The 12058-nt window shown below is 70.4% G+C and carries 13 protein-coding genes and 1 riboswitch; of the genes, 9 read left to right on the forward strand and 4 right to left on the reverse strand.

Going from position 1 to position 12058, the window contains the following annotated elements; all coding sequences use genetic code 11:
• Positions 1 to 96: 96 nt before the first annotated feature.
• Positions 97 to 210, forward strand: a riboswitch (SAM riboswitch).
• Between the two features lie 52 nt (positions 211 to 262).
• The gene (locus NRB56_RS00115; RefSeq protein WP_153338476.1) at positions 263 to 1573 is read left to right on the forward strand and encodes an aminotransferase class V-fold PLP-dependent enzyme; all 1311 of its coding nucleotides are present in this window, start codon (positions 263 to 265) and stop codon (positions 1571 to 1573) included.
• A 4-nt stretch (positions 1574 to 1577) separates the two neighbouring features.
• Here NRB56_RS00115 and NRB56_RS00120 read toward each other — a convergent pair whose 3' ends face one another.
• Positions 1578 to 1766: a hypothetical protein gene (locus NRB56_RS00120; RefSeq protein WP_153338477.1), complete on the reverse strand. Its 189-nt coding sequence runs from the start codon at positions 1764 to 1766 to the stop codon at positions 1578 to 1580.
• Between the two features lie 56 nt (positions 1767 to 1822).
• Complete coding sequence (locus NRB56_RS00125) at positions 1823 to 2263, reverse strand: DUF2752 domain-containing protein (RefSeq protein ID WP_319942343.1); 441 nt, start codon at positions 2261 to 2263, stop codon at positions 1823 to 1825.
• A gap of 212 nt (positions 2264 to 2475) precedes the next feature.
• On the opposite strand from NRB56_RS00125, the gene NRB56_RS00130 reads away from it, so the two are divergent.
• The gene (locus tag NRB56_RS00130; protein WP_153338478.1) at positions 2476 to 3264 is read left to right on the forward strand and encodes an SDR family oxidoreductase; all 789 of its coding nucleotides are present in this window, start codon (positions 2476 to 2478) and stop codon (positions 3262 to 3264) included.
• Between the two features lie 13 nt (positions 3265 to 3277).
• Positions 3278 to 4360, forward strand: a complete 1083-nt coding sequence (locus NRB56_RS00135) for an NAD(P)H-dependent amine dehydrogenase family protein (protein WP_153338479.1) — start codon at positions 3278 to 3280, stop codon at positions 4358 to 4360.
• A 10-nt stretch (positions 4361 to 4370) separates the two neighbouring features.
• On the opposite strand, the gene NRB56_RS00140 is transcribed toward NRB56_RS00135, so the two are convergent.
• Positions 4371 to 4691, reverse strand: coding sequence for a 2-oxo-4-hydroxy-4-carboxy-5-ureidoimidazoline decarboxylase (locus NRB56_RS00140; RefSeq protein ID WP_153338480.1), 321 nt, complete (start codon positions 4689 to 4691; stop codon positions 4371 to 4373).
• Positions 4692 to 4848: 157 nt separating this feature from the next.
• Here NRB56_RS00140 and NRB56_RS00145 point away from each other — a divergent pair, with 157 nt between their 5' ends.
• Positions 4849 to 5670 carry a crotonase/enoyl-CoA hydratase family protein gene (locus NRB56_RS00145; protein WP_153338481.1) on the forward strand — a complete coding sequence of 274 codons (822 nt, stop codon included), beginning with the start codon at positions 4849 to 4851 and terminating at the stop codon, positions 5668 to 5670.
• A gap of 72 nt (positions 5671 to 5742) precedes the next feature.
• Here NRB56_RS00145 and ppa read toward each other — a convergent pair whose 3' ends face one another.
• On the reverse strand, positions 5743 to 6234 hold the full coding sequence (gene ppa, locus NRB56_RS00150) for an inorganic diphosphatase (protein WP_319942344.1): 492 nt from the start codon (positions 6232 to 6234) through the stop codon (positions 5743 to 5745).
• Between the two features lie 240 nt (positions 6235 to 6474).
• Between ppa and dacB the strand changes: the two genes are divergently transcribed.
• The 5 genes from dacB (at position 6475) to NRB56_RS00175 (ending at position 12032) form a co-directional block, all read left to right on the forward strand.
• Complete coding sequence (dacB, locus tag NRB56_RS00155; protein WP_319942345.1) at positions 6475 to 7923, forward strand: D-alanyl-D-alanine carboxypeptidase/D-alanyl-D-alanine endopeptidase; 1449 nt, start codon at positions 6475 to 6477, stop codon at positions 7921 to 7923.
• Between the two features lie 14 nt (positions 7924 to 7937).
• A complete protein-coding gene (locus tag NRB56_RS00160) occupies positions 7938 to 9095 on the forward strand; it encodes a zinc-dependent metalloprotease (protein ID WP_227837029.1) in 1158 nt (385 codons plus the stop codon).
• Between the two features lies 1 nt (position 9096).
• Positions 9097 to 10083 (forward strand): tRNA lysidine(34) synthetase TilS, encoded by a 987-nt coding sequence (gene tilS / locus NRB56_RS00165; protein WP_319942346.1) that lies wholly within the window; start codon positions 9097 to 9099, stop codon positions 10081 to 10083.
• A 16-nt stretch (positions 10084 to 10099) separates the two neighbouring features.
• Positions 10100 to 10654, forward strand: a complete 555-nt coding sequence (gene hpt / locus NRB56_RS00170; protein ID WP_319942347.1) for a hypoxanthine phosphoribosyltransferase — start codon at positions 10100 to 10102, stop codon at positions 10652 to 10654.
• 493 nt (positions 10655 to 11147) lie between these two features.
• Positions 11148 to 12032: a LysR family transcriptional regulator gene (locus tag NRB56_RS00175; RefSeq protein ID WP_153338482.1), complete on the forward strand. Its 885-nt coding sequence runs from the start codon at positions 11148 to 11150 to the stop codon at positions 12030 to 12032.
• Positions 12033 to 12058: the final 26 nt, after the last annotated feature.

Below are 12058 nucleotides of genomic sequence, written 5' to 3' on the forward strand. Positions count from 1 at the left end.
GGGATGGCAAGGCGATTACGGCGCGTCCCCGCGGACATGCGCGGCGACATGTCCGGATCTTGACAAGGTATCGGGCGGATGCCTATCTTCAGGTCAGGTCATGAGTGCCAGCGTCAAGCCCCGGCTTGCTGGCCGGCAACCCTCCTCCGCGGCGGGGTGCTCCGGGTGACGACCGGGCCGTTGCTCGACCGGGCACGGCAAGCGCGGGCTCCGATTTCTCTCTCGTCGTTCCCCGGAGTCCCCCACCCGAAGGGATTGCGTGATGACCGCTGTTCTCGACCCGACCTGTGCCGCCCGGGTTTCCGGCGCCGACCTCGAGGTTCCGCTGGTGTCCGGTGGCACCGCGCGGTACGCGAATTTCGACTACGCCGCCAGCGCCCCGGCACTGGCGCAGGTCACCGACCGGGTGACCGAACTGCTGCCGTACTACGCCAGCGTGCACCGCGGGGCCGGGTACGCCTCGCGGATCTCCACCGACTGCTACGAGGCCGCGCGGAACTCGGTGTCCCGCTTCCTGAACTGCGACGACGATCAGGTCGTGGTGTTCACGCGCAACACCACCGACGCGCTGAACCTGCTCGCGTCCTGCGTGCCCGGCGACACCGTGGTGCTGGATATCGAGCATCACGCGAACTTCCTGCCGTGGCTGCGGCGCGGGCGCCGGGTGGTCCCGGCCGCCGACACCGTGGCCGAGACGATTCGCCGGGTGGTCGCCGAGCTGTGTACCAAACCCGCTGCGCTGCTTGCGGTTACGGGTGCCTCGAATGTCACCGGTGAGGTGCTGCCGCTGGAGCGGCTGGCCGCCGTCGCGCACGAGTGCGGGGCCCGGATCCTGGTGGACGCCGCGCAATTGGCGCCGCATCGGCGAATCGATCTGCGGCACAGCGGAATCGACTATCTCGCGTTCTCCGGGCACAAGCTGTACGCGCCGTTCGGCGCGGGCGTGCTGGTGGGGCGCCGGGATTGGCTGGACGCCGGGCAGCCGTATCTGGCCGGCGGCGGGGCGGTGCGGGAGGTCCGCACGGACGGTGTCGACTGGGCGCCCGCGCCGCAGCGGCACGAGGCCGGATCGCCGAACGTGCTCGGCGTGGCGGCGCTGGCCGCGGCCTGCGATGCGCTCACCGAACTGGACGAGCGGGCCACCGAGCACGAGCGGCGGCTGGCGATCCGGCTGCGCGACGGGCTCGGCGGTATCGCGGGGGTGCGTTTCCTGCGCATCTGGTCGGACAGCGCCGACAGTGTGGGCATCGTGACCTTCACCGTCGATGGGCTCGAGCCGGGCCGGGTGGCGGCGTATCTATCCGCCGAACACGGGATCGGGGTGCGCGACGGCCGGTTCTGCGCGCATCCGCTGCTGGCCCGGTTGGGGGTCGACGGCGCGATCCGGGCCAGTATCGGCCTGGGGACGACGACGGCCGATGTGGATCGGCTGGTCGACGCGGTCGATGTGCTGGTACGGCGGGGACCGGCCTGGGACTACGCCTGCGTGGACGGGCACTGGAATCCGCAGCCGGAGACCCGTCCGCGGTTGACCGGCCAGGATGCCGGCGGCGCCGCGCCCTGCTCGTTCTGACCGGTCAGAACACCAGGTAGCGCTCGGCGAGCTGCTCCACCAGCGGATCGTCGTCGGGGACGGAGTCGAGTGCGTCGAGGTCGGTCGCGACGGAGACCAGCCGGGGATCGTCCAGGTCCGGATCGTAGGGCCCGTCCTCCCGGAGCTGTCGCATCAACTTCTCGCGCACCCTGTTCTTCAGGGAATCGATCATGTCGTCAGCATGCCCAGTACGGCGCGGAAGTCACGCTCACCACGCCGTCTGCCGAATCACACCGGCGCCAGCCAGCTGCCCCACGGGGTATTGCGCACCACGGTGAACGCCGCCAGCAGTGCCACCGACACCCACAGCGTGATCGGACCGGCCCGGAACGGGAACGGCCGGCGCCGTCCGTTCCACCGGTTCACCACGAAATGCACCCACCACGCCACGAACGCCACCGTCAGCGGGAGCAGCAGCACGTTGCTGTGGATCGCGGTGAGCAGGTGACCCTCGCTCAGGTTGTGCACGGCCCGTAACCCGCCGCACCCCGGGCACCAGTAACCCGTCAGCGCGTAGAACGGGCAATAGCCGTAGGAGCCGGAGACGTGCGGATCGCGGAAGTGCAGAATCGCGACGGCGGCGGCGAGACCGCCGGCGAGGAGGGCCGGCTGCCCGAGAGTGACCCAGCCGGTGCGGATTCGGTCCGGCGATGCGGCTGCGGTGTCCACAGTCGTCCACGGTAGCGAGGGTGGGCGGGGTCCCGCCAGGTGGTTCCGCTCCCGCCGTCCGGCATCGGCCCTTGACAGACTAGAACTTGTTCTAAAGACTGCTCTGTGACGATCGTCACGCCGCCGTCCCGGGCCGGGTGAGTTCGTCGGTACACCAACGCTTTTCGAGCACGGCTCGGCTGCGCACGGCAGGTCTGAGGAGGAGCCCCGCAATGATTCTGGACAACTTCCGCGTGGACGGCCGGGTCGCCGTCGTCACCGGCGCCGGGCGCGGGATCGGCGCGGCGGCCGCGCTGGGCCTGGCCGAGGCCGGGGCCGACGTGCTGATCGCCGCGCGCACGGCCGACCAACTCGAAGACGTCGCGGGGAAGATCCGGGCGCTGGGCCGCCGGGTCGTGACCGTGGCCGCGGACCTGTCGGATCTGGACGCGATCGCGGGGCTGGCGGAGACCGCGGCCGCGGAGCTCGGGCGCATCGATATCGTCGTCAACAACGTCGGCGGGACCGCCCCCAACACCTTCCTCACCACGTCGCCGGGCTATCTGGAACGGGCCTTCCACTTCAACGTGGCTACCGCGCACGCACTGACCCGGGCCGCGGTGCCGCACATGCTCACCGCGGGCGGCGGATCGGTGGTCAACATCTCCTCGATGATGGGCCGCACGCCGGGCCGGGGGTATCTCGCCTACGGCACCGCCAAGGCCGCGCTGGCGCACTGGACCCGGCTGGCCGCCACGGATCTGGCCCCGCGCATCCGGGTGAACGCGATCGCGGTCGGCTCGGTGCTCACATCGGCGCTGGACGTGGTCGCGTCGCAACCGGCGATCAAGGAGACGATGGAGACCGCTACGCCGCTGCGCCGGCTCGGGGAGCCGTGGGAGATCGCGGCGGGCATCGTCTATCTCTCGTCACCGGCCGGTGGCTACATCACGGGTAAGGTGCTCGAGATCGATGGCGGCATCGAACAACCCAACCTGGACCTCGGTCTTCCCGATCTGTGACAGGAGTTCTCGCATGTCCGCACCCGCCTACCGGGTAGTGCAATGGAGTACCGGCAACGTCGGCCGCCGGTCGCTGCGCTCGATCATCGCCCGGCCGGAACTCGAACTCGTCGGCGTCTGGGTGTCCTCCGACGCCAAGGCCGGCCGGGACGCCGGTGAGCTCGCCGGCCTGGACCGCGAGATCGGCGTCGCCGCCACCACGGACGCGCAGGCGCTGCTCGATCTGAAGCCGGACTGCATCGTGCACACCGCGATGGCCGACGACCGGCTGGCCGAGGCGGTGGAGGATCTGAAGACCTTCCTGCGGGCCGGTATCAACGTGGTGTCGTCGAGTCCGGTCTTCCTGCAGTTCCCCTACGGCACCGTGCCGCCCGAGCTGATCGATCCCGTGATCGAGGCGGCCGAGGCCGGCGGGGCGTCGCTGTGGGTGAACGGCATCGATCCGGGCTGGGCCAACGACTGGCTGCCGCTGCTGCTGTCCAGCGGCAGCGAGCGCATCGACACCATCGTCTGCTCGGAGATCCTGGACTACTCCACCTACGACAATCCCAAGGTGCTGTTCGACATCATGGGCTTCGGCCGTGAGATGGGCGAGGGCGCCAAACTGCCGCTGCTGTTGCAGCCGGGCGTCCTGACCCTGGCCTGGGGCAGCGTGATCCGGCAATTGGCCGCCGCCCTCGACGTCGAACTCGACGAGGTGACCCAGGATTTCCAGCGGTTGCCCGCGCCGGAGCCGATCCGGATCGGCACGCACACGGTCGAATCCGGTACCGCGGCGGCGCTGCGCTTCCGCGTCAGCGGCGTGCGGGGCGGCCGCGAGGTGCTGGTGCTGGAGCATGTCACCCGGCTGCATCCCGAGCTGGCGCCGGACTGGCCGCAGCCCGCCGGACAGGGCGGCTATCGCGTCGAGATCCTCGGCGATCCGGATTACGTGCTGGACCTGCAACTGTCCAGCAATGGTGATCATGCCCTGGGTGGCGTGGTCGGGACCGCCGCCCGCCTGGTGAGTGCGGTGCCGGCGGTGATCCGAGCGCGGCCGGGACTGCTGACCGCGGTCGATCTGCCGTTGACCACGGGGCGTGGGCTGGTGCGCTGAGAGCCGCGCCTCAGTACTCGGGATAACCCTCTTCGGGACCGAGCATGCGGGTCAGGCGAATCCGGGTGATGCGAACGAGATCCTCGAAGGTGGGTTCGGGAACACCTTCGCGCGCAACCGAATCGGCAACGCGATCGAGATCGGCCCGGGACAGTGCGGGCAATTCGACCTCGGCGGCGTCGAGCAGCCGCTGGTGGTCGGGGTAGGGCCGGCCGCCGGCCAGTTTCTCTGCCCATGTGACGCTGCAACAGCATTCGTACAGGGCGTAGACGGCGCGGGTGCTGGGTAATTGGTTGAAACGATCCAGGCCGATGCCCTTGTGCATCAACATGAACAACCTCCGAAGGCCCGGTGGTGGCGTGGAGTGAAAGCGACTCGCCAGTTACATGATCCGTTGCCGACGGTCCGGCACGCCCGAACCGGGCCGCGAGTTTTCACAAGTTTTACACACCCGCTGTGAGCCGAATCCGGCCCGCTAAGCTGGGCAAATGACTGAATGGAAGGCTTTCACGGTCGAGAGCAAGGATCGGGTGGCCCGGGTCACGCTCATCGGCCCCGGTAAGGGCAACGCGATGGGCCCGGATTTCTGGCGGGAACTGCCCCTCATCTTCGGAGAGCTCGACGCCGATCCGGAGGTGCGCGCGATCGTGCTCACCGGTTCGGGCCGGCACTTCTCCTACGGTCTGGATCTGGCCGCGATGGGCGGCACCTTCGGCCCGGTGATCGCCGACCGCGGGCTGGCCGCGCCGCGCACCGAGTTCCTGGACGAGATCCGGCGATTGCAGGCCTCCGTGACGGCCGTCGCCGACTGCCGCAAGCCGGTGATCGCGGCCGTGTCGGGCTGGTGCATCGGTGGCGGGCTCGACCTGATCGCCGCCGCCGACATCCGGCTGGCCTCCGCCGACGCCAAATTCAGTCTCCGTGAGGCCAAGGTGGCGATCGTCGCCGATGTCGGCTCGCTGCAACGGCTCCCGGGCATCATCGGCGAGGGGCACCTGCGCGAACTCGCGTTCACCGGTAAGGACATCGACGCCGCCCGGGCCGAGAAGATCGGCCTGGTGAACGATGTCCACGCCGATCAGGACGCGACGCTGGCGGCGGCGCACGCGCTGGCCGAGGAGATCGCCGCCAATCCGCCGCTGGTGGTGCAGGGCGTGAAGGATGTGCTGGATCAGCCCCGGTCCAGGCAGATCAGCGAGGGCCTGCGCTACGTGTCGGCGTGGAACGCGGCCTTCCTGCCGTCGGAGGATCTCACCGAGGCGATCACGGCGGTGTTCGAGAAGCGGCCGCCGAACTTCCACGGGCAGTGAGCGGTCCGGGCCGCCCGCCGCGAGCGGCCCGTGCCCACCGGTCCGCCGGGGCGGACCGGTGGGCGAGCGGAATCAGTGGCCGCCCTGCTCCTTCAGGCGGGCGACGGCCTCGTCGACCAGCACTTCGGCCTTGGCGCGATCGCCCCAGCCGTCGACCTTGACCCATTTGCCGGGCTCCAGGTCCTTGTAGTGCTCGAAGAAGTGCTCGATGGCCTTCCGGTCGAACTCGCCGATATCCGACATGTCCTGAATGTGGTTCCAGCGCTTGTCGCCCGCGGGCACCGCGACGATCTTCTCGTCGCCGCCGGCCTCGTCGCTCATCAGCAGCACGCCGACCGGACGGGCTTCGACGATGACACCCGGGAACACCGATTCGGGCAGCAGCACCAGGCAGTCCAGCGGGTCGCCGTCGGACCCGAGGGTGTTCTCGATGTAGCCGTAGTCGGCCGGGTAGACCATCGGGGTGTAGAGGTAACGGTCCAGCCGCACCCGCCCGGTCTTGTGATCGACCTCGTACTTGTTGCGCTGACCCTTGGGGATCTCGATGGTGACGTCGAACTCCACGTCATCTCCTTCGTCTGGTGCTTGTCATCAGCGTTGGGTTCGGCGCTCGCGCCGCGAGCATTCGGCGCTCGCGCCGGCGAGCATTCGGCGCTCGCGCGGGTGACCGCGAGGCTGCCGACTCGCCTGCTCGATCGGCGGAACGTCGGCGTGGTGAGGATAGTGTGGGCGCTGGGCCGGTGGGTGCGGCAGGGCACCGGCACGGCGCGCGCTGTTACGGGCGAGTAGGGAGACGGCGGTCACGTGGTAGGTCGGAGCAGGAAGAACATCGGCAATCTGGCTGCTCGCCGGCGCCGGACGATCTGGATCGCGGTATCGGCCGGTGTACTCGTCGTCGTGATCGCGATCGGCGCGGTACTGGTGATCCTGAAGCCGTGGACCGAGGAGTTCCGGCACGGCGGCTTGACGGTATCAGCCCCGCCCGCGCCGGTGAAACCGTTCCCCCAGGTGGTGGCCGCGCCCCCGACGGCGACCTCGCCGAGCGCGCGGGGCCTGTCGGCGGCGCTGGCGAAGGTGGCCGCGGCCCCCGATCTCGGCGCGTTCAGCGCCTCGGTGACCGACGCCGACACCCGGACCGTGCTGTGGAGTGTCGATCCGGACAAGCCGATGGTGCCCGCGTCCACCGCGAAGGTCCTCACGACGGCGGCCGCGCTGCTGATGCTGCCGCCGGATCATCGGCTCACCACCAGGGTGGTGACCGGCGCCGACCCCGGTGAGCTGGTGCTCGTCGGCGGCGGTGACCCCACCCTGACCGCCCAGGCCGACGGCAAGGGCTATTACCCGAACGGGCCGCGGCTGGCCGATCTGGTGAGCCAGATCCGCGCCTCCGGCCGCAAGTTCGACACCGTCACGGTCGACACCTCCGCGTACGCCGGGCCGACCGCGCCGGCCGGCTGGGATCCGGCCGATATCGCCGGCGGCTCGTGGGCGCCGATCGAGTCGGTGATGATCGACGGCGGCCGGCTGGATCCGCTCGTGGAGTACTCGCCGCGCACGCCGACCCCGGCGCTGGACGCGGGGCGGCGGCTGGCCGTCGAACTGGGCCTGGATCCGACCAAGGTGCGGGTGGACAAGGCCCCGGCGCAGTCGACCGAGCTCGCCCACGTGCAGTCGCCGCCGCTGCGGGACCGGTTGCGGGACATGATGGTCCATTCCGACGACGTGCTCGCGGAGGCCATCGCCCGGGAGATCGCGGCCGCGGGCGGCGGCGAGGCCTCGTTCGCCGGAGCGGCCACCGCCACCGGCACCGCGCTCGCCGCGGCCGGCTTCGACACCACCGGCCTCACCCTGCTCGACGCGAGCGGCCTGTCCACCGACGACCGGGTGCCGCCGCGGCTGCTGGACCGGATCCTCGCGGAGGCGGCCGGACCGCAGTCCGGGGTGGCGACGACCAGCGCCTCGAACACGTCCGCGCCCTCGTCGCCGCTGGCCCCGCTGCTGGACTATCTGCCGGTGGCCGGGGCGACCGGATCGCTGGCCGACCGGTTCACCGCCAAGGACCACGCGGCCGCCGGCTGGGTACGGGCGAAGACCGGAACTCTGTCGGTATCCAGCGCGTTGGCAGGGTATGTCCTCGACAGTGATGGCCGGGTGCTGACCTTCGCACTGATGTCGAACGACCGGCCGCCGGAAGCGAGCCGGCCGGCCCTGGATGCCATCGCTGCCACGCTCCGCGACTGCGGATGCTCCTGACGGGTGGGTGAACCATGACCGGACCTGAACGCGATGCCCGAGCCGACCGGCCCGCTCCCTCCGAGCAGGTGCTGGTCGACGTCGAGTCCGGCGAATTGATCCGCAGGCCCCGGACACCGCTGGCCGGCGCGGTCGACTGGCAGCTGGCCGCGCGCACCGGCGCCGCACTGGTGCCGGCCGGGCCGCGGGTCACCCGGTTCTCGGCGGAACAGGTGGTCGACGAGCTGGCCGCCGCCTCGGTGCGGGCCGAGGGCCCGGTGCGCGAGGTGTCCGGCCTGATCGACGATCGGCCGGTGCCGGCGGCCCGGATCGTGGACCGGCCCGGGTGGATCGACGCGGCCGCCGCCTCCATGGCGCAGCTGACCGGCGAGGGCGGGTCGGCCGCCGAGCACGACTCCCTGCGGGGCCGGTTGGCCGGCAAGCCCGCGGGCGTCCAGGTGGGCGCGATGCTGGCTTTTCTGTCCACGGCGATCCTCGGCCAATACGACCCGTTCAGCGGCGAGGACGGCGTGCTGCTGCTGGTCGCGCCCAACATCGTGGCGGTGGAGCGCGCGCTCGGCGTGCACACCGGCGATTTCCGGTTGTGGGTCTGCCTGCACGAGGTGACCCACCGGGTGCAGTTCTCCTCGGCGCCCTGGCTCGGCGAGTACATGCGGCAGAACGTCGCGATCCTCGGTGATGTCGGCGACGAGTCGTTCGACGAGATGCTGTCGCGGCTGATGAACGCCGTGCGCGAGCGGCGGCAGAGCGGCGCCGGGCCGACCGGCGATCCGGCCGACCGCGGCGTGATCGGGCTGCTGCGCGCCACCCAGGCGCCCGCTCAGCGGGAAGCGCTGGATCGGCTGCTGATGCTCGGCACCCTGCTCGAGGGCCACGCCGATCACGTGATGGACGCCGTCGGCCCGGCCGTGGTGCCCTCGGTCGCGCAGATCCGCCGGGCCTTCGACGAACGCCGCCGCCGTCCGGTCAATCCGGTGCAACGGCTGCTGCGCGCCCTGCTCGGCGTGGACGCGAAGGTGGCGCAGTACGTGCGCGGCAAGGCGTTCGTCGACGAGGTCGTCGGCAAGGTGGGGATGGAACGGTTCAATACCGTGTGGACCGATTCCGAGACCCTGCCGCGGACCGACGAGATCGCCGAACCCGGGCGCTGGGTCGCCCGCGTGCTCGCCTGACGTGCCGGTCCGACTGCCGGAGACCGCGGCGGCGCTGGAACTGCGGCACGCGGTGCGGGACTGGCTGTCCCGGTACGCGCCCACCGGAGTGGTCGCGGTCGGGCTGTCCGGCGGAGCGGATTCCCTCGCGCTGACCGCCGCCGCGGTGGTCGAGGCGGAGGTCGTGGACGCCCTGATCGTCGACCACGGCCTGCAATCCGGTTCGGACGCGGTGGCGGCGGAGGCCGCGGCGGCCGCACGGGCGCTGGGCTGCCGCACCGCCCGCGTGCTCGCGGTGACCGTGACCGGTGGGGGTGGACTCGAGGCCGCCGCCCGGCGGGCGCGCTACACCGCCTTGGACGCGGCCCGCGACCGGCTGCCGGTGCTGCTCGGCCACACCCTCGACGATCAGGCCGAGACCGTGCTGCTCGGGCTCGCGCGCGGTTCCGGACCGCGCTCGGTCCAGGGCATGGCTCCCTACGCCGACCCCTGGGGCCGGCCCCTGCTCGGGGTGCGGCGGGCGACCACCCGGCAGCTGTGCGCCGACCTCGGGCTACGGCCGCACGAGGATCCGCACAACAGTGCGCCCGAGTTCACCCGGGTACGGCTGCGCACCGAGGTGCTACCGCTGCTGGAGGAGGTGCTCGGTGGCGGGGTGGCCGCGGCCCTGGCCCGCACCGGCGAGCAGTTGCGCGCCGACGGCGAGGTGCTCGATGAACTTGCCGGAAAGTTGCTTCGGGCCGCCGGTGATGGTGCGACACTGAAGATCGAGACACTCGCCACTGCTCCGGTGGCCGTCCGGCGTCGCGCGGTGCGGGCCTGGTTGCTCGACGGCGGGGCGAAAGCGTTGACGGACAAGCATTTACGAGCGGTCGATGCGCTGGTCACGGATTGGCACGGCCAGGGCGGGGTCGCGATCGGCGGCGGTGTGGCCGGCACGAGGTTGGTTGCCGCGCGCGAACATGGCAGGCTGACCTTGATGGCGCTCACCGGGGGCCGACATCACTGAAGGGAAACCTGCGCACGTGTACGGGGACGACATCGCGTCGGTGCTCATCACCGAGGAGCAGATCAAGGCGAAGGTCGACGAGCTGGCCGAACTGATCGCGAAGCGGTATTCGGCCGACGCGCCCGAGGGTGATCTCCTGCTGGTGGGCGTCCTGAAGGGCGCGATCTTCTTCATGACCGACCTGGCCCAGGCGCTGCCGATTCCCACGCAGCTGGAGTTCATGGCGGTCTCGTCGTACGGCTCCTCCACCTCCTCCTCCGGTGTCGTCCGCATCCTCAAGGACTTGGACAAGGACATCGCCGGTCGCAACGTGCTGATCGTCGAGGACATCATCGACTCCGGCCTCACGCTGTCCTGGCTGAAGCGCAATCTGTCCACGCGCAATCCGGCCTCGCTGGAGGTGGTGACGTTGCTCCGCAAGCCGGACGCGCTGCGCACCCAGGTCGAGGTCGCGCACGTCGGCTTCGACATTCCGAACGAGTTCGTGGTCGGTTACGGGCTGGACTATGCGGAGCGTTACCGCGATCTGCCGTACATCGGCACCCTCGACCCCAAGGTGTACTCGGTCTGAGCCGCGCGTCCGCCGCCCGAGTTGCGGGGACGGCCGTGGTGCGTGACCCTGTTTCCGATCGTCCGGTCGCCGGTGCGGCCGGTCGGTTGTGCACAATCCGCGGCAGGGGTGGGCCGTCTTGTGGCTTGCAACGGTTCCCACGCGTGTCGTGGCAGACTCGCCGGAATGTGACAAAAATCACCGTTTAGGGACCTGGCCGGGATGCCGGATTCGGGCCGTTGTTGCTGGGTGGTGAATCGGAGCCGGTCGCGTTCCGCCGCGGCGGCGTGCCGGGTTGATTCCGGGGTCGTTGTACCTGGTCGGACGACCGGTTGGTGAGGGGTGGGCTGGTGCCGGGGGAGTTTTCCGAATGTTTGCGGAGGCGGCTGTGCGTCCGGTCTGTCTGGGCAATATGCTGTCAGTAACAAACCTGACGGCTGTTTCACCGCCCAATCGCACGGTGAAGGGTCTGCTTTGGCTGGATTTTCCCGACCGATTCTGATAGCAAGGGGCTATGGACCCGCATTTGCGCGACTTGCGGTATTTCGTCGCGGTCGCTGAGGAACTTCACTTCACCAATGCCGCACAACGGCTGCACATCGCTCAGCCGACGCTGTCGCGACAGATCCGCCAGCTCGAGCGGCAGCTCGACGTCGTCCTGTTCGACCGGAACCAGCGCAGTGTCGCGCTGACCGTCGCCGGGAAGGAACTGCTCGAGGGCGCCCGCAAGATCCTGGAACTGTGGGAGGTCACCAACGTGGCCCTGCAGGAGGCGGGGGAGGTGCTGCGAGTCGGCATCCAGAGTTCCATCGGCCGAGGGCTGATCGCCGATCTGGAGAGCGCCAGCGGTCATCGGCTGGCGTTGCATTCGGCGTCCTGGACCGATCCGTCCAGCGGATTGTCCGGACGGCAGGCCGATCTCGCGCTGATGTGGCTGCCCGTGCCCGACACCAGCCGATACCGCTGGCAGGTGCTGCGGTCGGAAACGCGCTGGGTGCTTCTGCCGGAGAACCACGCGCTGGCCGACCGGGAGGTCATCGAGTTCGCGGACCTGGCCGGCGAACCGTTCGTCGCCATGCCGCCCGAAGCCGGCACCGGCCGCGACTTCTGGCTCGGCAACGACGGCCGGGGCGGCCGGCAGCCGCGGATCGGTGGCGAGGCCGCGACCGCGGAGGAGCGGCTCGAGGCCGTCAGCCTCGGGCTCGGCGTCTGCCTGCTGGCCGAGAGCAATGTGCCGATGTACCGCTGGCCCGGTCTGACCGCGCGTCCGGTCGGCGGACTGCCACCCTGCGAACTGGCCGTGGCCTGGCGGGCCGACGACGATCGGCCGACCATCCTCGATTTCGCCAACCGGGTCCTGTCCGGCGGCTTCGGAACGCCCGCGCAGCCGCAGGACTGACCGGCGCGATGCGTGCCACTCGGCAG

This window comes from Nocardia aurantia, from assembly GCF_009604425.1.
Lineage (GTDB): Bacteria > Actinomycetota > Actinomycetes > Mycobacteriales > Mycobacteriaceae > Nocardia > Nocardia aurantia.